Here is a 23,203-nt window from a genome sequence, read left to right on the forward strand (position 1 = left end):
AAAATGGGCGGCTGTCACATCTCACGCGCCACGCTGCCTACAGAAGTCGAAACCTGGCCAGCTCAACCTCCCAAATCCAAACACCGCGGACTTGGCACAACGCTTGCCCCAGAGGTAACCCCTTCCCCGTCTCGTCCGGTACTGAATACCCGGATCAGGCGCGGAGCCTTGTCAATCATCGAACAAGAATCAACCCGACGACACCAATCAACCGAGTATCCCGTCACGCTTTTTCCGGGCCGCAAAAGCCACGCTCCAATCAAGAAAGACAACGGCATGTACGATCAAGGGCGCGCAGAGATCCTGGGTATTGAAGGTGAATTATGTCTCTGAATAACCGCTGATTGCCGTGTGCCTCAGCTTGGAGCGGTTCAATCATCATCGTACCACGAACTCTGCATGAAGCGCGCCCGCCGCCTTGATACTCTTCAGAATGTCGATCATGTCGCGGGGGGCCACACCAAGTGCATTGAGTCCGGCAATCACCTCCGAAAGAGAGGTGCCCGGAGCCACCTCGGCTAGGCCGGTTCCTTCGTCTTCTTCGATATCGGCGGCGGTGCGCGGCACGACGACGGTCTCGCCTTCGGAAAATGGGTTTGGCTGCACGACCACCGGTGCCTCTTGAACCCGCAGCGTCAGATTGCCTTGGCTCACTGCAACGCGGGATATCCTAACATCCTGCCCCATCACGATGGTTCCCGAGCGTTGATCCACAACAACGCGTGCCTTGCGCTCAGGTTCGACAAGAATATTCTCGATCCGCCCCAACATATGGGCGGGCGACCGTGCCCCGGTCGCGGCAACGTTCAAGCGGACCGTGCCGGAATCCAGCATTAGGGCCGCGCGCCGTCCGAACACCTGATTGATGGCAGACTCAATGCGCGCAGCCGTCGTGAAATCCGGCTCTCTCAGGGCCAAGCGTAAAGTCTCCAAGGACGAAAGCGCGAAATCAATCTCGCGTTCGATCCGCGCACCAGCGGGGATCACTCCCGAAGTCGGGACCCCTTGCACCACTTCCGCAGCCGCGCCCTCGGCCGCCGCACCGCCCGCGATGATCGTTCCCTGCGCCACGGCATAGATCTGACCATCTGCGGCATTAAGCGGCGTCATCACCAAGGTGCCACCCAAAAGACTGCTGGAATCGCCAATGGCGGATACAGTCACATCAATCTTGCCCCCTGTTCGCGAGAAAGGCGGCATGCTGGCGGTGACCAGAACGGCAGCCACGTTCTTGGGTCGGAATTGCTCCCCTGTCACATTCACACCCAGCCTTTCAAGGATGTTGGTCATGATTTCCTCGGTGAATGGCGCATTGCGCAATCCATCCCCCGTGCCATTCAATCCGACCACGAGGCCATACCCGACAAGATCATTGCCCCGGACCCCATCGAACTCCACCAAGTCCTTCAGGCGGATAGGCGCAGCATGCGTCACGCCCGAAGCAAAGATCACGGCAAGAAGTGTGACGATGCCTGCGATGGCAGTCACTAAACGGCGCAGATAAATCATGTCAGGAAGTTCACCAGGCTGAGGCGCGAAGACCGCGCGGTGATCGTGTAAAGTGTCTCAAGCTGAAGCTGTACCGCCTCAAGCTCGGTCGCCGCGGTAAACGGGTCGACCGAGGTCAGGCTGTTGCGCCCAGTCTCAAGAGCGGAAATCTCGCTTGCGATGCGGCTTGTCGCTTGCTCTATGCGATATTCCGCATGGCCCAGATCCGCCCGAAGTAGGGCAATCTGCCCTTGCGCGCTCAAAAGGCCCTCACCCGCGCGCGTCATCAGCGTCTGACGCTCTTGCTGGGTCAGGGCAATGCTGTCCTCTCCCGCCAAAACCGCCAGCACCGTGTTTTGTATTCCAGCGCGCAATGCGGCGGAATCGGCCCTGATATCCAATGTGACAGCCTCACCAGATCCAAGGGGAATAGCGCCAATTGGTTCGGTACCGCCTTGATAGATCAGTGTGTCGAAATCACCGCCAGGCGCAAAGAACCCGGCGACGGCGGCTTCGACACTGGCAGCGTCACTCGCTCCGCCAAGCGCGGCTTGAACCGCGTTCACGAGGGTCTCGGTCGAAGCCAGTGGCTGGGCCGTGACATCCGAGCCCGCAAAAATAGAGCGTCCAACGACGCGGGTGGACAAACTGCCGACCAGCCCGTCCAGAGTATCGCGCGCCTGCCCGGCCAAAACCGGTATTTCGATGCTGCCACCTGTTGTCTCTGCCAGGACAAGACCTTCCGCAAGGGCACTGGTGTCCGCCTCCACGCGCCCCAATGCCGCTTGCATGGCCGTGGCAATCAGGCCTGCCTCGGTTGCGGCAGACTTGTAACTTCGATTCAATGTCAGACTATGCTCAATATCTGCGAGGCCAGAAAGCTGACCCGACAAATGCCGCACCGGGTCGGCGCTGCGGCCGGTCGACACTTCCTCAGTAAGCCGGGTCATCTGGGTTTTCAGTTCCGAGTTCTGACGGCGCAGCATGGCTCCGCGGGCCAGATCACCAATGGTTTGCAGGCTCATGTCTCAAATCCTCAAAAGGCTGTCCATCATTGTATTGATTGTCTCGATCAGCCGGGCATTGGCAGCATAGGCTTGCTCCACTTCGAGAAGGCGCTGCATCTGATCATCGCTGTCCACAGCATTGCGCGCCTGCATTTCCGAGAGTTCCGCATGCCGCACATTAGCGAATGACAGAGACTGATCCTGCGTCAAACGTTCTTGTCCGATCTTCGAGACAAGCATGCCAATATGATCAGAGAGACCCCGCGCCGAGCCGCCCAAATCACCCGAGGCCATGGATTGAGGCAGGCTCAGGGCTTCCCCCATTGCCAGCAACAGATCGCTGTTTCCCGCTGGGCCTGGGGTGCCTGCGTTCAATCCATCACGCAAGCGCCATAGCTCGCCACCCTGATCCGGATCGGCTAGGGCATTGATCGAAAGGCGCCCGGCAAGGCCCACCTCATCGGCCGGGTCAAAGGCTGCCCCCTCATCGGTGAAAAGTGCAGCATCTCCGGGGGAAAGTGTCGGGTCTGGCCCCGGGGCCTCGAAGCGCTCCATCAGGTCTCGCGCGACGGCATCCAGATTGCGCTGCGCCTCCACGGCCAGACCATCACGCGCATCGAAAAGCGCCGCCAGACGCCCTCCTTCGATGGGGCTGCCATCTCCGCGCGGTGGCACCGCGACCCCGTTGATCGTCAGCCCCGACAGTAAACCGTTATCCCCGGTCATATGCGGTGCGACGACGTTCGACGTCGTGAATTCAAGCTTCGCCGCCGTGCCATCCAGAAGGATAGCCCCTCCTGTGGTAAAAACGGCGATCGCGCCATTTTCTCGCGGGACACTGCGAACAGGCACCGCCTCGGATAATTGCGCCAAGATCTGATCACGCTGATCCATGAGATTGGCCGCCGATTGACCCGAAATATTGGCAGAAACGACTGTCCTGTTGATCTTGGCAAGTTGATCCAGAGCCACATTCACTTCGCTGACCAACTGTCCGATCTCGGAATCTACGCGGCCACGGGCATCTTGGATCGCGCCCGACGCGGACTTCATCGCCTCGGTCAACTCGGTCGCACGGCCAAGGACCGCATTCAGGCGATTCTCATCCTCCGGTTTGGTCGCCGCAGTTACAATGCTGGCCTCAAACGCCGCCAAACTGTCCGACAGAGACTGCGATTCCCCCGGCAGGCCAATGGCCCGCTCAATACCCTGCAGGAATTCTGCACGGGTATTTGCACCTGCCTTTTCGCTCGTGGCCAACATCAGATCGGCGACAAGCGCCTGATCTTTTTGCCTTTCAATACCAAGTACGCGTACGCCACCCGCGATATCACTCGTCGAAAGTGTCACCTTTCGTGTGGAATATCCCTCAGTCAGGGCATTCGCGAGGTTGGTCGAGATTACTTCGGTGGTGCGCGAAGTTGCCGAAAGCCCACTTAACGCATTGTTCAAGGCGGTTGAAATACCCATGCCTTTTGTCTCCTCATCCGGGGGTCAGGCGCGCTTAGCGTTTGATGTTGGTCGTTTCCTGCAACATCTCATCCACGGTCTGGATCACCTTCGCATTCGAGGAATAGGCGCGCTGCGTCTGGATCATGTCGGTCAGTTCACCGGCCACATCGGTGGCCGATTCTTCCAAGGCGAAAGACACAACATCACCTGTCGGGCCATCACCGGCATCCCACAGAAAAAACGACCCGCTTTCAGGCGACGGTAGATAGGTTTGCTGGTCCATGGCCACCATGCCGTTGGGGTTTGGCAGATCGACAAGCGGCACCTGATAGATGATCCGCGTGATGCCAGTGTCGAAAGAGGCATGGACGAACCCGTTCTCATCCACTTCCGCCGAAGTCATATTGCCCACTGGAGAGCCGTTTTTCGAAATCGACAGCGGGGCGAAACTGTCAGAAAGCTGCGTCAGGCCATTGCTGGCTCCCAGCTGGCCTATGTTGATCTCCATCGGTCCGCCGGCAACGTTCACAATCAGGTTTCCCGTGGCCGCGTCATAGGCACCTCCGGTCGTCGCCGTCACGCTTTGCAGCGTTCCACCCGAGGAACGCGAATTATCGAATTGCAGGGTATACTCGCCGATCACCGCCCCGGCTTGCGCCGAGTCCGTCATCGTCATCGTCCACTCGTTCGATGACCCCGTGGCGGGCACGGTTGGCGTGAACTCAATCAGAATGTTCTCGGATTTGCCAAGGTTGTCATAATACTCGATCGACAATTGCTGCGGCGTTCCACTCGACCCGGCGGCGGTGTCCGTCGCGGGAAGGTTCACACCAAGATCAAGCTCGGTTGTAGGCTCACCGGTCAACTGGTTAACGTTGATCTGAACCGGCTCCAATCCATCGCTTGTATCGCGCGGAAAGGCCGGGATCGTCCCATCCGGGTTGGCGGGCCAGCCCATCAGGACAAGGCCCGATTCCGTGCGCAAACGGCCTTCGGCGTCGGTTCGGAATGATCCGGTGGTGGTCAACAACATCTGCGCGTTGCCATTGGCCACTTCCACTTCGCTTGCCGCCGCGACCGGCAACATCCCCCGGCCACGCACCGCAAGGTCCGTCGCGTTCGAAGTGGACACGAGCGAACCACTCTGATCAATCAGGCGCTGCGTGCTCGACCGCACACCACCCGCTGAATAGCTGCCGCCATTCGACGAAATCACCAGTGATTGGAAATCGGCTTCGACCCTTTTGTAACCATAGGTCTCGGAATTCGCGATATTATCGGAAATCGCGGCCAAGCGCGTTGCATTCGCACTCAAACCCGCCACACCGGCATTCAACGAGGAAGAAATAGTCATGGACACGCCTTTCTGCTGCATCGACAGGAGTCGGGCACCAGATGTAAGGCGTTCCATTTAACAGCGGCCTAACAGATAAAAAGCCACCTATTTCAAATGCTATCCGACCTCAGGAAGATCACCTCGATCCGGTTGTTGCGCAGGGCCATTGGATTGCGCACCGCCGGTTCCCGGTCGGCATGTCCAGTCACACGCTGCATCCGGTCGGGCGGTAGCCCACGATCCTGCAAGAGCTGACGCATGGCATTCGCACGTTCGGCGGAGAGATTCCAAACCGGGTTGTGCGCCAGAACCACGGGCGCAGCCCGTATATGGCCCTCGACGGCGATACCATTCTCCACCAAGTTGCCTGCCTCGCTCAGAATACCAGCAATCTGGTACAAAAGGTCTGTCGGCTCCGCCGAGCCCGGTTTGAAAAGCTGCGCCCCGGGCAAATCAAAAATCTCGATCAAAAGCCCCTCGTCGGTAACACGGGTCAGGATATGCCGTCGCGTTTTTTGCGACACCATGCTTTCCCCGGACCTTGCCGTAAGAGCATCCTTCACTTCCTTCAAAGCTGGGTCAGTCGCCTGTTCGCGACTGCTGGCCGCATCAGTCGTTTCGGCCCCTTCGGCCGCAAGACCCATCTCGCCCCGCGCTTGCCGCGCTTCGGTCGGTCGGCGGTTCGTGGCCCCTGTGCCATTCTGCGGCAGTGTCTCTTCAGAGAAAACGCTTTCGCCCCCGAAATCGCCGTCACCCCCACCCGAAATCCGATTGATTGGAATCGTCGGACTGAAGTAGTCGGCAATACCCTTTCTTTGTTGTTCTGTCGTCGCGTTCAGCAGCCACATCAAAAGAAAGAATGCCATCATGGCAGTCACGAAATCGGCGTAGGCAACCTTCCACGCTCCGCCGTGGTGGCCATCACCACCCGTGACCTTCTTTCGTTTGATGATGACCGGCGCGACGTTCCCACCTTGCGCACTCATCTCCAACACCTTTCTCTCACCCGGCATCAGGCGTAGCAGGCGGGCATTAATGGCCGCTTAACATTTACAATTGTTAAGACTTTGGAATTTCGTACGCTCAGCTCGCTGATCTTGCCGTTTTTCGTACGAAAACCAGTGGTCAACCGTACGACTCGTACGAAAATCAGTAATCCTGCGCCTTGCGGATTTTCGTCATCCTTTGACCGGCGGAAATAGCATCACCAAGGGTATCAATCCCCGCCGCTTGCATCACTCCGATCATCTGCAAAAACACTTCCGCCGTGGCCATGGCATCCCCCAAGGCGGTGTGCCTCAACTCGGGTGGAATGGTCACGCCAAACCGTTCAGCCAATGCATCCAAGGTATGCTCGCCCGTATGTTCATAAAGCGCCGCCGACAGCAGAACAGTACATAAAACCGGGTGATCAAACTGTTGTCCGATCAAAGATTCATCGCGCCTGAGAAACGCCATATCGAAGGGTGCGTTATGGGCAACCAACACGCCACCCTCGCAATATCTATGAAACGCCTGTCCAGCACTCACAATATCTGGGGCTTCAGTGACCATATCATCACTGATGCCATGCACCTTGGTCGAGGCCGGCGGGATCGCGCACCCAGGATTTACCAGCGTGTCGAACACCTCGCCACGCAGGATACGCCCATTGACGATTCGAACGCCCGCAATCTGCACGATCTTGTCGCCACCACTGGGCGCAAGGCCCGTGGTCTCGGTGTCAAAGACCACAAAGGACAGATCGGCCAGCTTCCGTTCGGCCACCTCGCCAACGTTTGTGGGCAAATTGAAGTCGTAAAACTCGGGGCGGACATCTTCCGACGCCAAGGCAGGTGCGCCTGACGCTTCCAGCGGAAGCACGATACGATGCCCGTAACCCCCTGTTTCTGACCAGATTTCCGTGCGATGCCCTTCCAGAACATCACGCCCCGAATAGGCGCCATAGCTTTCCGACAAGGGCTGTTTCAGCCAGGCGTCAAGGTCGCTCTCACGCACCTCCGCACCTTGCCATTGCAAGCTCAGCCAAACCTCATTGCCATGCCGTTCGGCCCGTAGGGCAAAGCCATCGCGACCACCCTCCTGCGACAAGCCCTGCACCACACGGGCCATGACCTCCATGATGGCAAAGCCATCACACCGCAGGAAATGCGCGCCACCGTCGGTTTGCAAAGGCAGATCAATACGCGCTTTCAGCCCTTCGAAAATATCATCCGCTGCCACTTTGGACATTGGCCAATGACGTGTTGTAATCTTTCCATGACGTGCATCCATATCACGCAAACAATTGAAAAGGCGTGATAATTCTTCGTTCATGGCGGCATCAAATGTGGCCCGCGTCTTGGGCGGAATATCGGCATCCGACTGCAAGACATCCAAGACCGCGCCAATGGCCGCCGCCGGGCGACGGACGTCTTCCATCAAGGTGTTGAACAGATGGTCACGGTCGGCGTGGGCTTGCAAATCCTCGGTCGCGTCATGGAAAATCAGGACATGGCCCAGACGGTCATCCCCCGACAAAACCGGGCTGACCCGCCCCAGCAAAAAGCGCTCTCCATCGGCAGTCGGTACAAGGAAACTTTCGGCCTCCGAATGGCCACGCGCCAGGTTCTTGTCCAAACGCTCAATCGCATGGCTCAAGGGATCCAATCGTATGTATGCGCCCAAAGGCCGATCCAATCCCAGACCACCAAGCAAATCCTCAGCCGCACGGTTGAACAGCATAAGGCGGTTGTCAGGCGTCACCACCACAACCCCTTCGGCCAAATCACGCAACAGCGCCTCGAACAGCGCCTTTTCGCGCGCCAAGCGGTCAGTCTCGCGCGCCACAGCCCGCTCTTGCGCCTCGCGTGCTTCCGAAAGCGCTTCGTGAATGGCCCGCGCCGCAGGGGCCAATGCACCCAGATAGCGGGCCTGTTCTTCGTCGATTTCAGCCCCCACATCGGCCCGTGCCCGGGTGTTTAGGTCCGAGGCCAACCCAAGGATCGGACGCGCGACGTTCTCATCGAAAAGGTAGCCAATCCAAGCGGTCAGCCCCAAGATACCAAAGCCCGCGGCAAGCCCGGCCAGAACATAGCCATCCATCGGGCCGCCATTGCGGTTAAAGCCAAGCCACAGGGCACCGATCAGGATCGCAACCCCACCAACGCCAAGCGCCGCGAAAAACAGCGCAAAGCGCAGCCGAAGTCCAAAACGCTCACGCATTGGAAGGCTCTTCCAGCAAGGTTTTGATGCGGTTGGTCAGGTCCGAGGTGGCAAAGGGTTTGGTCATGAAGTCGTCGGCCCCAAGCGCCATGCCCTTGCGCCGCTCAACCTCTCCGCCCCGGGCGGTCATCATCAGAACCTTGATATCGGCCAGCTTGGCATCTCGACGAATGGATTGGCAAATTTCATAGCCCGAACTGCCCGGAAGCATGACATCCAAAACCACCAAATCGGGGTGATCCTCGACAATCGCCTCCATCGCCAGGGTGCCATCCGCGATCCGGCGCAGGGCATATCCCTGACGCGCAATCAGGTGTTCAAGGGCAAGGGCAATGTTGTCCTCGTCCTCCACCAGCAGTACTTTTTTCTCCTCCATCGGTCTGGCCTCCCTCCGGCTCAGTCGGTGCAGACAGCACCGTAAATCGGGTCCTCCCGCGTCACCGGCAGCCATTTGGCCGCCTCCTCCGGATCAGCAAGAGCCGCCTCAGTCGCAAGCGCACGGGCCGGGTCATCGCAACGGACCAATTCCATCACCTTCCCCGGTGCCTGCCACCGTTCGAATAAATACAGATCGACAAGCCGCGCGCCTTGAACTGAATCATTTTCGCGGATTCCGGCGATATCTGCGGCCAAAACCCGGGTCGTTTGCGGCGCGATATACGTCCAAGGCTTCCAGAACCGCGATTCCTCGACCGTTTCAATAACCTCAACGCCCTCGGGCAGTGCGCCAATGGTCCGCTCGGCCCAACTATATTCCGACCAGATCGCAAAGCCGATCATCGCCAGACCTGCGCCCACCGGCATGGCCCATTTCGGAAGGCGATTGCCCGTAATCAGGTTCAGCAACAGGACAAGGCCCGCGGCCCCGATCCCGGCGGCAAAACTGGCTAAAAGCTCCATAAACATCGCTTACCCCAATGCCCCTTTGCCCTGCCCGACTGCTGACTGCATGGTTTTGATCACCATGAAAGCATCGCGCAGGTGGTTGCGCTCCAATTCCGAAAGTTCACCGGGGGCCATGAAGTTATCCGGGCTTTCGCCATTCCTGATCTGCATCGCCTGATGGCGCAGGCGGGTTTCGGCGATCAACTCATAAGCATCCAACAGGTCGTGCGCGCCGGATTGCGAAATCACACCCCTTTCGCGGGCCTCTTCGATCCGATCAAGCGTATTCACTGCCTCGAACCCGCCTTGCAGGGCGTAAATTCGACCCAAATCCACCACCGGCACCACGCCGGAGTGTTTCAGGTCCACCATGTTCTTATGCTCGCCCGAGCGGATCAAGGCAAACCCCCGAAACAGGTTCAAAGGCGGCGTATGCTTGAGAGAGTTCGAAATCATATGCGCCACGAAGATTGAATTCTTGCGCGCCATGCGCAGGGTGTCTTCCTGCATATCCTCGAAAAGGCTTTCATCACCGGCAATCGGGCGCAGATCAAACATGACCGAGGCCAGCATCTGCGCCTCATTATCGGGCTGCGCGATCCAGCCTTTGAAATACTCCTGCCACACCCGGCGCGGCTGTCGCCAGCGGGGGTTGGTGGCCATCATGTCACCGGGGCAATAGATAAACCCGCAGGTATCAAGGCCATCACTGACAAACTGCGCCAGCTTGGCGAAATAGGCGTCATGCTCGGGTTTCATGTCATCGTGCAGGATCAAACAGTTATCTTGATCCGATTGCCCGGTTTGTTCGCGCCGCCCTTGGCTCCCGCAGGCGAGCCATAGATAGGGCACTGGCGCAGGGCCAAGTTTTTCCTCACCCAGCACCAGCAAACGCCGGGTGATCGCATCGGTAATATCGGTAATCCGCCGGGTCACTGCCTGTGGCCGGGTGCCCGCGCTCACCAGCTGCGATAGCAATTCCGGCACACGCTCCATGACCTGCGCCATGGTCTCGGCATCTTCGGCCTGCACGATATCGGCGATCATGTGACTGGCCGTGGCGGCCTGACGTCGGAACAGGTCGGTCTTGCCGATCATCCCCACGATATTGCCGCGCGATTCCACCGGCAGATGATTGATCCCGTGGTCCGACATCATCATCAATGCATCCAGGCCCAGCGCATCGGGCGCGATTGTCATCGGCTTGGGCGTCATCACCTGCGCCACCGGAATATCCCCGGTGAGGCCCTCAGCCAGCACCTTGTTGGTCATGTCGTGCACGGTGACAATCCCGGTCAGGTTGGTGTCTTCCATCACCAGAACCGAGGAAATCTTCTTATCCCGCATCACCTTTGCCACATCGGTCACGGTGTTGCTTTCCGGGCAGGTCACAGGCGTTTTCGCCATCAGGTCCGACACCTGCAAGGCGGTCAGACCCGTGGCATAGGGGCCTTCGTCGCGCTCCCCCTCGGTTGGCGCAGAGCGGCCAAACCACGCCGACAGTTCATCACTGTCTTCCAATGCCGCCAAAAACACCTTGGCTGGAATCACGATGAGCCGACTGTCCTCGGTCACCCTGGCGGTCAACATGGCCCGACCGTCGCGCAACAGACCCCGCTCGCCCATGATGTCGCCCGGCCCACGTTGCGAAATCAGGTCGGCGCTGCTCGATTCAATATCCAGTGTTCCCCGCTCCACAAGGTAGAGCCCCTCAAGCGGCTCCCCTTCCTCGAACAAAACCGTTCCCACCGGCGCCATAATCCGCTTGGCCTTCTCGGCAAGCGCGCGGCGCTTTGCCTCGGACAACATATCAAAAGGGGCGAAATGGGTCAGAACATGCAGAATCTCTGCGGGGCTTTCGGCCATGCAAGTGGCTCCTGTCGGATGGCTGTAAACTATCTGTCTAAAAGACATCCCCCGTTTATGCGAAATGGCATGGGGACGGAAGAAGGGGCGCCAATGGCGCCCCTTGCTGTATCAGTCTTAGTGATCTGCTGCTGCCGCGCCTGCACCTTTCGGCACGCGGACGCTTTCGACCAGCTCGTTGATCTCTTCGGGGATCGGATCGCTCGACTTCGAGACGATGAAGGCCACCGCGAAGTTGATCATCGCACCGATTGCACCGAAGGAGGTCGACTTGATCGTCCCCAGCAGCGGGTCAGCATCACTGAACGTGTTGGTGTCAGGGATAAAGAACCAACCCTTGTGCAGGAAGATATAGATCAAGGTCACGATCAGACCGGCCAGCATACCTGCCACGGCACCTTTGTTGTTCACCTTGGTAAAGATGCCCATCATCAGTGCCGGGAAGATCGAGGCCGCCGCAAGTCCGAAGGCAAGGGCCACCGTCTGCGCCGCGAAGCCCGGCGGGTTCAGACCAAGGTAGGTTGCCACCGCAATGGCCACCGCCATCGCGATACGGGCCGACATGAGTTCGCCCTTCTCGCTGATATTCGGCTTGAATTGCCCCTTGATCAAGTCATGGCTCACCGCTGACGAAATCGCCAGCAACAGACCCGCCGCCGTGGACAGGGCCGCGGCCAGACCACCGGCAGCAACCAGACCGATCACCCAACCGGGAAGGTTGGCAATCTCGGGGTTGGCCAGAACAAGGATGTCACGGTTGAAGTTGGTCAGCTCGTTACCTTCCCAACCGGCTTCCGCGGCACGTTCCTGCATCTCGGCATTGCCATCGTTGTAGTACTGGATACGGCCGTCGCCGTTCTTGTCTTCCCAACCCAGAAGGCCGGTTTTCTGCCAAGTCGCCATCCAGTCATAGGCCGGATCGCTTTCGATCTGTTCAACCGAAACCGCCTGACCGCTGGTGCCTTCCGGCCACATCAGCTCGGTGATGTTGAGGCGCGCCATGGCACCCACAGCCGGGGCCGTGAGGTACAGCAGGGCGATAAAGACAAGCGTCCAACCGGCCGACCAACGGGCGTCCGACACCTTGGGAACGGTGAAGAAGCGCATGATCACGTGCGGCAGACCGGCAGTACCGATCATCAGCGACAGGGTGAACAGCACCATGTTCAGCGTATCCGCGTGGTGTGCGGTATATTCGTTGAAGCCCAGCTCGGTCACGATCTGGTCCAGCTTGGCCAAAAGCGGCTCACCGCTTGCGGCGTGCTCCCCAAACAGGCCCAGCGCCGGGATCGGGTTACCCGTCAACTGCAACGAGATGAAGATCGCCGGGATGGTATAGGCAAGAATAAGCACACAGTACTGTGCAACCTGCGTATAGGTCACACCCTTCATGCCGCCAAACACCGCATAGGCGAAAACCACACAGGCACCGATCAACAGGCCGGTCGTGTTGTCCACCTCAAGGAAGCGGCCGAAGGCCACGCCCACGCCAGTCATCTGACCGATCACATAGGTGGTCGATGCCACGATCAAGCAGATCACGGCCACAAGGCGCGCGGTGGAGCTGTAGAAACGGTCACCGATGAATTCCGACACGGTGAACTTGCCGAACTTCCGCAAATACGGGGCCAGCAGCAGCGCCAGAAGCACGTAGCCACCGGTCCAACCCATCAGGAAGGACGAGTTGTCATAGCCGGTAAAGGCAATCAGGCCCGCCATCGAAATGAACGAGGCCGCCGACATCCAGTCAGCCGCAGTTGCCATACCGTTGGTCACGGGGTGAACACCACGCCCAGCGGCGTAGAATTCGCTGGTGGAACCGGCACGCGCCCAAATGGCGATACCGATATAAAGCGCGAAAGACGCGCCGACGAAAAGCAGGTTAAGTGTAAACTGATCCATTGTTCAGGTCCTTACTCTTCGCCAACGCCGTGTTCGGCGTCCAGCTTGTTCATGCGCCAAGCGTAGAAGAAGATCAGGCCAAGAAAGACCAGGATCGACCCTTGCTGCGCAAACCAAAAGCCCAAGTCAGAGCCGCCAACAGCGATCCCCGACAGGGCCGGGCGCAGCAGAATGCCGAACCCGAACGACACGAGCGCCCAGATCACCAGGCTCCCGATAATAAGACGCAGATTGGCTTTCCAATACGCGTTGTTTGAAGACTCTTCGGACACGTCTTGTCCTCCCGTTCCAGTTTCCTCTTTTCCGGCTGCGCGGGTGCGCCACCGGCTCTCCCTTACGCGACCACCTGTTCGACGATCACGGTCAGCTCTTTTGCAATGGCGTCGATGTCGCCCATCGCATCGACACGCTTCAGCGCGCCCTTGTTGTCGTAGTATTCAATCAGCGGCGCGGTCTGCGCGTGATAGGCCTTCAGACGTTGCGAGACGGTCTCGGCATTGTCGTCGGCCCGGCGCTTCATCTCGGTGCCACCGCATTTGTCGCATGTGCCCTCGGTTTGGGGCTGCTTGAATTCATCGTGGTAGCCTTCACCGCAATTGCCACAGGTGTAGCGCCCGGCAATCCGGGTCACCATGGCGGCGTCGTCCACCTCAAGGCTGATCGCGGCACCGATCTCGCTGCCGCTTTCGGCCATCAACTCGTCCAATGCCTCGGCCTGCGCGGTGGTGCGCGGGAAACCATCAAGGATAACACCCCGCACGCAGTCATCATCACCCAGACGATCTCGCAAAATGGCGATGACGATGTCATCGCTCACCAGATCCCCGGCTTCCATGACGGCTTTCGCCTGCTTGCCTGCTTCGGTGCCCGCGGCAACGGCTGCGCGCAAAAGGTCACCGGTGCTCAGTTGCACAAGGCCGAACCGCTCTTGCAGCATCCGCGCCTGCGTGCCTTTGCCCGCGCCCGGCGGCCCTAAAAGAATAAGATTGGCCGCAGATTGCGGCGCTTTCGTTCCGTCCATCGGTTGAGTCCTCCTGTCCCTTTTCGAACCACCCGGGTCACAGCCGCGTAATCCATCTTAGGGTACCCTCCGCGCTCCTCCGATAGCGGCATCGCAGCAAGATTGTTGCGACTTGGGCGGCCCCACTTGTGTATCCATTCGTATACACTACATGAAATATGTAAATTTTGAAATATGCCCCTGTTAAGGCGGGATTTTTTAGAGAAAATTTTTTCTGATGTAATTCCTATTTTGTAAATTTTTTCACTTTTTCTTGGATTTCTTATAGATATCAAAGGTCTGATATCGGAGAGAAGTCCCTGTTCAAAATCGCTAAACTCTGCGATGCAGCATCGCGCCCGTTTAATACATTCATCGATGGCAAACCGACACGGAACAGGCATCTCGCCGTTCGAATCATGGCCTTGTGGAAAATGTTTGAAGCCATGCACTTTAGAATTCGGACAAACCAGCCAATTTGAACTGCATCCTTTGCACTTCGTGTTTGGCGCAACTGTCGGAATAAGTTAGTGTGGGGCGCAACAGGCCAGGATGGCCGGAACCCATTCCAAAGACGCGTGTGGTGTGTAGGGAGCACGTGGGGTAACGGAGGGTACCGGCATCCGCCGAATACCCTCCGTTCATCATATCCACGCTCAGCTTTTTTGGGCCGCCACGCCTGCCATATCACAAATTATGCACCACTCGCCCTCGGTAACCGGCTGCACCGATAGTCGCGAATTATTGACGAGAACCATATCAGCCAGGCGTTCGTCATGCTTGATCATGTCAAGTGTCACAGGTGTTTTCACACCCTTTATCGCCTTGATATCCACACATTCCCAGCGCGGATCGTCCGTTGTGCTATCGGGGTGCGCCTCGGCAATCACCTCAACGATCCCAACCACGGCCTTTTCTTTTTGGCTATGGTAGAAAAAGCCACGGTCACCTATCGCCATCTCACGCATAAAATTGCGGGCCTGATAGTTGCGCACGCCATCCCATTCCTCACCCGCGTCACCCTTTGCTTGCTGGTCATCCCAGCTCCAAGTCGAAGGCTCGGATTTGAATAGCCAATAGCGCATCAACCAATCACCTTCTTCCAAGGGATCAACTCTACATCCGCGAAAAGATCCGCCTTGGCATAGGGATCATCCTTGGCCCAGTCCTGCGCCGCAGCCATGTCGTTGACCTCCAAAATGACTAGAGAGCCAATCATTTCATTCGCATCGTTCAAAAGCGGGCCGGCTTCCGCGACCACACCAGTCTCTTCAATGTAGGCCAGATGCGCATCCCGGTTGGCCTTACGGATGTTCAGAGAACCGGGCTTGTCGCGGGCAATCAGGGCAATCAGCATTTATTCTTCCTTCAATGGTCGTGACAAAAGCATATCCATGGCCTGATCCACCCGCAATTCCCCAGCGATCAACCTGGTGATCGCAGCCGTAATCGGCATGTCGAGGCCAAGCGCCTGCGCCCGGCTTTGAACGGCCTGCGCAGTCGCGGCACCTTCGACGGTCACCGACGAATCAAAGGTCTCGTTTCGCCCCATGCTCAACCCAAATCGATAGTTTCGCGATTGCTCGGAGGTACAGGTCAGAACCAGATCGCCAAACCCTGACAGCCCCGACAATGTCTCGGGCTCAGCCCCAACCGCCACCGCCATCCGCGTCATCTCGGCAAATCCGCGTGTCATCAGGGCCGCGCGCGCACTATCGCCCAAGGCTGCCCCCATAACCACACCGGCGCCGATTGCCATGACATTCTTCAAGGCTCCGCCAAGCTCGGCTCCTATTGTGTCAGTCGTTCGATACAGTCTCAAATTCGCCGTGGTAAGAGCTTTTTGGAGTGTTTCCCCCTCGGCCTCATGGGCACAGGCCAAGGTCAGAGCCGTCGGCAGCCCCTTGGCAATGTCTGATGCAAAGGAAGGCCCCGTAAGAATCGCAGGCCTCGATCCGGGGCAAACTTCATGGATGATCTGAACGGGGCCAAGTCCTGTGCTTAACTCCATCCCCTTGCAACAGGCAACAAGACGCGCCTGCGCCAACGCCTCACGGTGCTGTTCCAGAACACCGCGCAGGCGTTGCATCGGCACCGCCAAGAGGACGATGTCTTGGTCGGTTTTTGGCTCAACTTCTGCCGAAAAGGTAATATTCTCCGACAGGGGTACACCGGGCAAGCGGCGTTCGTTCTCCCGGGTTCTCCGAAGCTCCTCGACGTGCCGTGGATCATGTGCCCAGAGCAGGATAGGGCAGTCTCTGGACAGAGAAACCGCCAAAGCCGTACCAAAAGCCCCTGCACCCATCACCGTGATCATGCCTTGGCCCCCTTTTTTCCGCTGCCCAACATCGCAGGGCTGTTTTGATCCAAGGGCCAGCGTGGCCGCGCCATAAGGTCCATACCATCACGATGGCCCAGCGCGAAACGCTCTGCCCCCGCGTAGGCAATCATGGCCGCGTTGTCGGTACAAAGCCACAAAGGTGGTGCAAGAAACGCCGCGCCAAAATCTGTGGAAACAGTCTCTAATGCACCACGAATAGCCTTATTTGCGGCAACACCTCCCGCCACGGCAATCACTGGCTTGGTCGGCTGTTCGTCCATGTAAAGCCTCATGGCCCGCCGGGTTTTCTCAGCCAAGACATCCACGACAGAGGCTTGAAAGCCCGCGCATAAATCGGCCCGATCCTGACGGGTCAGCCCGCCTTTTTCCACCACCAAGGCATCCCGGATACGCAGTACGGAAGTCTTCAAACCAGAAAAGGACATATCGCATTGCGGCCTATCCAATAGCGGGCGGGGCAGCTTGAACCGCTTTGCGTCACCCTGAGCGGCTTCGCGCTCCACTGCCGGGCCACCGGGCTGCGGCAGGCCCAACAGGCGGGCGACCTTGTCAAAGGCCTCGCCCGGCGCATCGTCGATGGTCCCGCCCAGCCGCGAAAAATCCTCGGGCCCCCGCACGATCAGGAACTGACAATGCCCGCCCGACACCAAAAGCATCAGGTAGGGGTAGGTGGCCCCATCGGTCAGGCGCGGGGTCAGGGCATGACCGGCCAGATGGTTTACGCCGATCAAAGGCAAGCCCGTACCTGCGGCAATCCCCTTGGCGCACATCACACCCGAAAGAACCCCACCAATCAGGCCCGGCCCCGCCGTGACAGCCACAGCATCCAGATCGCCAAAGCCAACCTCGGCTTCACACATCGCTCCCGCAACCGAACTATCCAGTTTCTCGGCATGGGCGCGCGCCGCGATTTCGGGCACAACACCGCCAAAATCCTGGTGCAACGCGGTTTGGCCATGCACGACGGAAGATAAGACCGTCGCTCCATCGGCTCCAACCCGCACGACAGCCGCCGCCGTGTCGTCACAGCTGCTCTCCAAGCCAAGAATGGTCAGGGTCTGGTCCATGGTGTGCCCGTTGCATGAGTGTTGTCAGGCAGGTAACACCAAGGGGTGACACAGACAACTGCGGACACCAGATGACGCCAAGCATCCTGATCACCCGACCCGATCCTGCAGGTTCAGAGTTTGCTACGGCATTACGTACAAAACTTGGCAAAAAATGTACGGTTTGTACATCGCCCATCATGCAAATAGAAACCTGCGCCCATTTGCCTGACCTCGCCCCCTTCGGCACGCTGATCTTCACGTCTCGCAACGGGGTCGAAGCCTTTGCCAACCTCACTGATAAGCGCGATATCCCTGCCTATGCTGTCGGGTTTGCCACAGGCGAGGCAGCACGCGCCATCGGCCTGCGCGTTACGATTGGAAAGGGCGATGTCAAGCAGCTTACAAAGCAAATCATAACCGAGTCTCCGCCTGCGCCTTGTCTTTATATAAGGGGAGAGCATGCCGCATCCCCTCTGGCCAAAACTCTGTCTGACGCCGGAATAGAGACTCTGGAGGCCGTTTTATACCACCAGCAACCAAGACCACTCAGCGCTAAGGCTCAACGAATCTTGGAACGGGGAGGGGAAGTTATTCTTCCCCTGTTTTCCCCACGCAGTGCGGGGTTATTCTTTGCCCAAGCGCGACAGGCAAACTGGCGAGCGGACCTGACCATCGTTGCAATAAGCCAAGCCGTGGCCGACCAGGTACCACAGCCCTACGTTAATCGCATGGTCGTCGCAGAGGTCCCCAATGGGGATGCGATGCAAGAGACCGTTGAACAGCTTTGGATCAAAGCCAACCGACTTGAGGGCCGCTAACCTGCGCAGTAAGGTCCAAAGATGCGCAGCGCGCGCAAGATTCGAAAGGGTGTTTTATAGTGGCTGGAAAAAACAAATCGTCAAAAGATAGTACGGTGGAAGAAAACCCTGCGACTGACACGGAAACTCCGCTGTCCGAAGACACTCAAGCCACCGAGATTGAGCCGAACGACGCCAACGTGGATGAAAGCTCTTCTGACACCAAGCCGGAAGAGGGTGTATCCGAGGATAATGAGGCAACGCCCGACGCAGACGCAGACGCAGACGCAGACGCAGACGCAGACGCAGAACTCGAGCTGGCCAGTGATAAGTCGTCAAGCGATGATGATATTTCGCCCCAGCCAGAGCCGATGGCACCCACGCCACCCGCCGAGAAACAGGTCGTCATACGCAAGGGCGGGTTCTTTCCAATGCTGCTTGGCGGGATTGCCGCCGCGGCCATCGGTATCGGTGCCGCGCAGTATCTGCCCGAAGGATTCCTACCATTCGGCGCTCAATCCGAAGACAAGACAACCGCCGACCTACAAGCTACGCTTGACGAACAAGCCGCCCGGATCGCCGATCTCGACAGCAAGCTCGACACAGCCGTACAAGGCCCTGACCTGAGCGGTATCGAAACAGCACAGGAATCGATCGCGGCCTCTGTCTCTGATATTTCCAACCAATTGGCAGATATCGAAAGCCAGCTTTCCACGCTCGACTCGCGCCTCACCGACGTTGAACAACGCCCGATAACCCAAGGGGCCTCGGACTCTGCCGTCGCCGCTTATGAGCGGGAATTGCGCGCCTTGCAGGATGCAATGGCAGCACAGCGTTCCGAAATCGAAGCCATGACCGCTGAGGCGCGTGAACTGGAAGAAAACGCCGAGGCCACGGCACAGGCCACCATGCGGCGTGCGGCGCTGACACGTATCCAAACAGCATTGGATGCAGGCACCGGCTTTGCCCCGGCACTGGCCGACTTGCAATCCGCCGGAGTCGAGGTGCCAGAGGCGCTTGCGTCCGTCGCTGATCAAGGCGTGGCGTCTCTTACGGCATTGCAAGAAAGCTTCCCCGACGCGGCACGGCGGGCACTTGGCGCCTCGCGTTCTGTCGCTACGAATGAGGGTGAAAACGGCGGGTTTTCCGATTTCCTTTTTGCGCAACTGGGCGGTCGTTCGCTTGAACCGAAAGAAGGCAACAGCCCTGATGCGGTGCTAAGTCGCGCCGAAGCTGCCTTGCGGGAAGGCCGATTGACGGATGCACTGGCGGAACTGGAGGGGCTTCCCGAAAAAGGCCGTGCCGAGTTGTCCGATTGGTCCGGCGCTGCGGCTCAGCGCTTGGATGCCATCGCTGCCGCGCAAGCGCTTGGCGAAAACCTGAACTGAACCTGAAAGGGCGTTTTATGCTTTGGTCGATAATTAAAATAGTTGTTTTCGGCGCCCTGGTTGCTGCTGCCGCCTATGGCGCCTGGTTCCTGCTGGAACTAGACGGCGGGGTACAGATCGTCATGGCGGGGTATGAGTTCAACCTCAGCCCGATGATGACCGTGATCGCGCTGTTGCTCTTGGTGCTGGCGATTTGGATTCTCCTGAAGCTGGCCGGTCTTTTGATTGCCGTTTTGAAGTTCATCAACGGCGATGAGACGGCCCTGTCGCGGTACTTTGATCGCAACCGGCAGGAAAAAGGTTATCGCGCCTTGTCCGAGGGGTTGCTTGCTTTGGCATCGGGTGAAGGTGACGTGGCAATGAGCAAGGCCAACAAGGCCGAGAAATATCTGAAGAAGCCTGCCCTGACGAACCTGATCACGGCTCAGGCTGCTGAAATGTCCGGTGATCGTAAAAAGGCCGAGGCAGTTTATAAACGTTTGTTGAAAAACGAGAATACCCGTTTCGTTGGCGTCCGGGGGCTGCTGAAGCAGAAGCTGTCGGACGGCGAGACCGAAACGGCGCTCAAGCTGGCGCAGACGGCTTTTGCCCTGAAGCCCAAGCATGCCGAAGTACAGGATTCGCTCCTGCAGTTGCAGGCCAAGACCGAGGATTGGAAAGGCGCTCGCGAGACCCTGAATGCCAAGCTGAAGTACGGCACCCTGCCACGGGATGTGCACAAGCGGCGCGATGCGGTTCTGGCCTTGTCGGAAGCGCGCGAGGTTCTTGAAGAGGGTCAGAGCATCGAGGCGCGGGAAGCCGCGATCGAGGCCAATCGCCTGTCGCCCGATCTGGTCCCAGCCGCTGTTCTGGCCGCGCGGGGGTATATCGAGCAAGGCTCGAAACGCTATGCGACGCGGGTCATTAAGAAGGCATGGGATGCCCAACCACACCCTGATCTGGCGGCAGCCTTTGCCGAGATTGAGCCCGATGAGTCACCAGATAAGCGTCTGAAACGCTTCAACAAATTGCTTCGCGTTCATTCCGATAATCGCGAAACCAAACTGCTTGAAGCCGAGCTGCACATCGCTGCGGAAGACTTCCCGGCGGCGCGGCGCGCCTTGGGCGATTTGGCCGAAGGCGACCCGGATGCGCGGGCTTTGACGATTATGGCGGCCGTGGAGCGGGGCGAAGGCGCCTCGGACGCGGTGGTCAAGGGCTGGCTGGCGCGGGCGCTGTCGGCGCCGCGTGGGCCGCAATGGGTTTGCGACAACTGCCACCATATCCACGCCGAATGGGCGCCGGTTTGTGAGCATTGTGAATCCTTCGACACCCTGTCGTGGAAATCGCCGCCAGCCCAAGCGGTCAGCACCGCCACCGGTGTTGAAATGCTGCCACTGATCGTCGGAGCAGTTGAGGATAAGTCGTTGGGCGACAACGAGGAATCTGAGGCGGATGCCGACGTGGTGGATGCCGAGATCGTTGAAGACGAAGGCGACACGCCCGAAGAAAAAGCTGAAAAATAACGCTTCCACAGGGGCGCGCGCGGTGCTATAGCCGCGCTCCGAGTGCCGGTGTAGCTCAGCTGGTAGAGCACGTCATTCGTAATGATGGGGTCGTAGGTTCGAGTCCTATCACCGGCACCACAAAATTGATAAAAATATATATATTTTCGTTACTTAACAAATTTTTGCATATTATAATCCACCATTATACCCACCATAAGTCTTTTCTTATGATTTTCCGTGAAGGACAGGAATGAGGGGGATTCTGCAACAAGGGCGGAAACCGGTTATTCTCTGCACCTGCGATTGGATCAAAGATAGATGCTGGAAGCCGACATCCAGTACCCTTTTGTATGACCCTTTTCTTGGAATTGCTGCAAGGCGGCACCAAGCCGAAAGTTAGCTTTGTAGCGATATGCGCAAGTCGCAGTTGGAACCAATCAGAAGGTTTTTTGACCTTTCAAATTGTGGTTTTCGACTGTTTTCGTCCTCCAAGAAAGGTGATGCCTTTGCGATTGGTCCATGTTGATCATCATGCTTCGTGTCGAATGGACCTGCAGGAGAAGAGCTTCACACAACTTCAATTTCATTCCACGCCTGAATCGGAGCTTCACGCCTTTCGGTGCCGAAAGGCGTACTTTGAGCCTCTTGGTTCTCGGGCCAGGTCACAAGCAAAACCGCACATCGCATTATGGTCTGCTGTGCAATCGTTTCGGCCAGCCTCGCCACCTCGGTGGTCAACAGCCGTTGACTGGGCTTCGATAAGTCCACTGCGATTTGGACGGGCGCCTGTGCTGGCAAGCCTTGCCGCATGAGCGATTCTGATATCCGAGCGGCTTGCCCGACCGACATATAAAACGCTGTCGTCGTGCCCGGCCCGGAAAGACGTGTGCAATCGGGCAGTGGGTCTTTTTCATGTCCTGTCCCCGTCGCCAGAACCAAGGTGTTGGCAACCCCGCGCTCGGTCAAGCTTTGGCCGAGCGCAGAGGCCGCCGCCGAAGCCGCCGTCACGCCGGGGACCAGCTCAACCGGCACACCTGCGGCCTTAGCCGCTTCGATCTCTTCGCTGGCGCGTCCGAAGATCGCCGGATCCCCCGATTTGAGGCGCACCACACGGCGACCTTTAAGGGCCTCGGCCACGATCATCTGGTTGATCTGCTCCTGCGGCCAGCTATGAGCGCCAACATGTTTGCCAACGAAAACCCGTTCGGCGTCGCGACGCGCCAATTCCAGAACCTCACTGTCCACCAGACGGTCATAAAAGATAACATCAGCCTCCTGTAGACGCTCCACCGCGCGCAGGGTCATCAGATCCCGCGCACCCGGCCCGGCGCCGACAAGCGAGACACAGCCTTGTGCGGCATCTTGCGGGGCTGCGCCTGCGGCGATCGCCGTTTTGATTTGACGCGCGGCCTTGCGCTCCCCGCCGCGCACCCAAAGGTCACGCGGTGCGCCCTTGAAAACCCAAGCCCAAAGCGCGCGGCGCTGTGGCCGGGGCACATGAGTCTCGACACTGCGGCGCAAGCGTCCGGCCAAGGCGGCCAACCCCCCGAGGTTTTGCGGTAGCGTCCGTTCCAGTCGGGTCTTGATATCGCGCGTCAGGACCGGCGCGGTGCCTTCGCTGCCGATGGCGACGACGATGGGATCGCGATCAACGATCGCAGGCGTGGTCATGTCGCACAACTCGGGCTGGTCGACCACATTCACGGCGCAGCCCATGGCCTTGGCCACGCCATGCACGGCCGCATCAAATCCTGGGCATCCGGTTCCGACAAAGACCATTGCCGCGTCTTTGAAAACCTCGGCGGATAATGCGGGGATATGCTCGGCCTTACCCTCAGCCACAACACCCTCAAGCTCAGGCTCAAGGAGGGCAGCAACAAGCACGATGCGGGCGTCAGTTTTCAGCATCAGCCGGGTTTTCTGGGCGGCCTGTTCACCACCGCCCACGATCACAACGCGGCGGCCGCTGGTACGAATGAACATAGGGAAGGCTTTCATGGC

Annotated in this window: 20 protein-coding genes and 1 tRNA gene; 4 read left to right on the forward strand and 17 right to left on the reverse strand. The window is 58.4% G+C overall.

Annotated features, from left to right (window positions below):
- Positions 1-378: 378 nt before the first annotated feature.
- From QZ498_RS03165 to tsaD, 16 genes are all read right to left on the reverse strand, one after another.
- A complete protein-coding gene (locus QZ498_RS03165; RefSeq protein ID WP_294620159.1) occupies positions 379-1,509 on the reverse strand; it encodes a flagellar basal body P-ring protein FlgI in 1,131 nt (376 codons plus the stop codon).
- Positions 1,506-2,513, reverse strand: a complete 1,008-nt coding sequence (locus QZ498_RS03170) for a flagellin (protein ID WP_294620160.1) — start codon at positions 2,511-2,513, stop codon at positions 1,506-1,508. The genes QZ498_RS03165 and QZ498_RS03170 overlap by 4 nt, the downstream gene beginning before the upstream one ends.
- Positions 2,514-2,516: 3 nt before the next feature.
- Positions 2,517-3,965 (reverse strand): flagellar hook-associated protein FlgK, encoded by a 1,449-nt coding sequence (gene flgK / locus QZ498_RS03175; protein WP_294620161.1) that lies wholly within the window; start codon positions 3,963-3,965, stop codon positions 2,517-2,519.
- A 34-nt stretch (positions 3,966-3,999) separates the two neighbouring features.
- Positions 4,000-5,301: a flagellar hook protein FlgE gene (locus tag QZ498_RS03180; RefSeq protein ID WP_294620162.1), complete on the reverse strand. Its 1,302-nt coding sequence runs from the start codon at positions 5,299-5,301 to the stop codon at positions 4,000-4,002.
- 92 nt (positions 5,302-5,393) lie between these two features.
- Complete coding sequence (locus tag QZ498_RS03185; RefSeq protein ID WP_294620164.1) at positions 5,394-6,269, reverse strand: flagellar motor protein MotB; 876 nt, start codon at positions 6,267-6,269, stop codon at positions 5,394-5,396.
- A gap of 163 nt (positions 6,270-6,432) precedes the next feature.
- Positions 6,433-8,487 carry an exonuclease domain-containing protein gene (locus tag QZ498_RS03190; RefSeq protein WP_294620166.1) on the reverse strand — a complete coding sequence of 685 codons (2,055 nt, stop codon included), beginning with the start codon at positions 8,485-8,487 and terminating at the stop codon, positions 6,433-6,435.
- Positions 8,480-8,863, reverse strand: a complete 384-nt coding sequence (locus tag QZ498_RS03195; RefSeq protein WP_294620167.1) for a response regulator — start codon at positions 8,861-8,863, stop codon at positions 8,480-8,482. The genes QZ498_RS03190 and QZ498_RS03195 overlap by 8 nt, the downstream gene beginning before the upstream one ends.
- 20 nt (positions 8,864-8,883) lie before the next feature.
- Positions 8,884-9,387 (reverse strand): hypothetical protein, encoded by a 504-nt coding sequence (locus QZ498_RS03200; RefSeq protein WP_294620168.1) that lies wholly within the window; start codon positions 9,385-9,387, stop codon positions 8,884-8,886.
- A 9-nt stretch (positions 9,388-9,396) separates the two neighbouring features.
- The gene (locus tag QZ498_RS03205) at positions 9,397-11,238 is read right to left on the reverse strand and encodes a DUF294 nucleotidyltransferase-like domain-containing protein (RefSeq protein ID WP_294620170.1); all 1,842 of its coding nucleotides are present in this window, start codon (positions 11,236-11,238) and stop codon (positions 9,397-9,399) included.
- A 117-nt stretch (positions 11,239-11,355) separates the two neighbouring features.
- Positions 11,356-13,140 carry a sodium:solute symporter family protein gene (locus QZ498_RS03210; protein WP_294620172.1) on the reverse strand — a complete coding sequence of 595 codons (1,785 nt, stop codon included), beginning with the start codon at positions 13,138-13,140 and terminating at the stop codon, positions 11,356-11,358.
- Positions 13,141-13,151: 11 nt separating this feature from the next.
- Positions 13,152-13,412 (reverse strand): DUF4212 domain-containing protein, encoded by a 261-nt coding sequence (locus tag QZ498_RS03215; RefSeq protein WP_294620174.1) that lies wholly within the window; start codon positions 13,410-13,412, stop codon positions 13,152-13,154.
- Between the two features lie 62 nt (positions 13,413-13,474).
- Positions 13,475-14,161 carry an adenylate kinase gene (locus QZ498_RS03220; protein WP_294620176.1) on the reverse strand — a complete coding sequence of 229 codons (687 nt, stop codon included), beginning with the start codon at positions 14,159-14,161 and terminating at the stop codon, positions 13,475-13,477.
- A gap of 635 nt (positions 14,162-14,796) precedes the next feature.
- Positions 14,797-15,225 (reverse strand): EVE domain-containing protein, encoded by a 429-nt coding sequence (locus QZ498_RS03225; RefSeq protein WP_294620178.1) that lies wholly within the window; start codon positions 15,223-15,225, stop codon positions 14,797-14,799.
- A complete protein-coding gene (locus QZ498_RS03230) occupies positions 15,225-15,497 on the reverse strand; it encodes a YciI family protein (RefSeq protein ID WP_294620180.1) in 273 nt (90 codons plus the stop codon). Before QZ498_RS03230 ends, QZ498_RS03225 begins: the two co-directional genes overlap by 1 nt.
- Positions 15,498-16,457 carry an NAD(P)H-dependent glycerol-3-phosphate dehydrogenase gene (locus tag QZ498_RS03235; RefSeq protein WP_294620182.1) on the reverse strand — a complete coding sequence of 320 codons (960 nt, stop codon included), beginning with the start codon at positions 16,455-16,457 and terminating at the stop codon, positions 15,498-15,500.
- On the reverse strand, positions 16,454-17,548 hold the full coding sequence (tsaD, locus tag QZ498_RS03240; protein WP_294620184.1) for a tRNA (adenosine(37)-N6)-threonylcarbamoyltransferase complex transferase subunit TsaD: 1,095 nt from the start codon (positions 17,546-17,548) through the stop codon (positions 16,454-16,456). The genes QZ498_RS03235 and tsaD overlap by 4 nt, the downstream gene beginning before the upstream one ends.
- A 71-nt stretch (positions 17,549-17,619) precedes the next feature.
- Here tsaD and QZ498_RS03245 point away from each other — a divergent pair, with 71 nt between their 5' ends.
- The 4 genes from QZ498_RS03245 to QZ498_RS03260 all read left to right on the forward strand — a co-directional run bounded on the left by QZ498_RS03245 (position 17,620) and on the right by QZ498_RS03260 (position 21,340).
- Positions 17,620-18,348: a uroporphyrinogen-III synthase gene (locus QZ498_RS03245; protein ID WP_294620186.1), complete on the forward strand. Its 729-nt coding sequence runs from the start codon at positions 17,620-17,622 to the stop codon at positions 18,346-18,348.
- Positions 18,349-18,407: 59 nt separating this feature from the next.
- Complete coding sequence (locus tag QZ498_RS03250; RefSeq protein ID WP_294620188.1) at positions 18,408-19,715, forward strand: hypothetical protein; 1,308 nt, start codon at positions 18,408-18,410, stop codon at positions 19,713-19,715.
- A 17-nt stretch (positions 19,716-19,732) separates the two neighbouring features.
- Positions 19,733-21,220 (forward strand): heme biosynthesis HemY N-terminal domain-containing protein, encoded by a 1,488-nt coding sequence (locus QZ498_RS03255; protein ID WP_294620189.1) that lies wholly within the window; start codon positions 19,733-19,735, stop codon positions 21,218-21,220.
- A gap of 44 nt (positions 21,221-21,264) precedes the next feature.
- Positions 21,265-21,340, forward strand: a tRNA-Thr gene (locus QZ498_RS03260).
- Positions 21,341-21,769: 429 nt separating this feature from the next.
- Here the strand turns inward: QZ498_RS03260 and cysG are convergent.
- On the reverse strand, positions 21,770-23,200 hold the full coding sequence (cysG, locus tag QZ498_RS03265) for a siroheme synthase CysG (RefSeq protein WP_294620191.1): 1,431 nt from the start codon (positions 23,198-23,200) through the stop codon (positions 21,770-21,772).
- Between the last annotated feature and the right edge of the window lie 3 nt (positions 23,201-23,203).

Origin of the sequence: uncultured Roseovarius sp. (assembly GCF_913057115.1) — a bacterium.
Classification (GTDB): domain Bacteria; phylum Pseudomonadota; class Alphaproteobacteria; order Rhodobacterales; family Rhodobacteraceae; genus Roseovarius.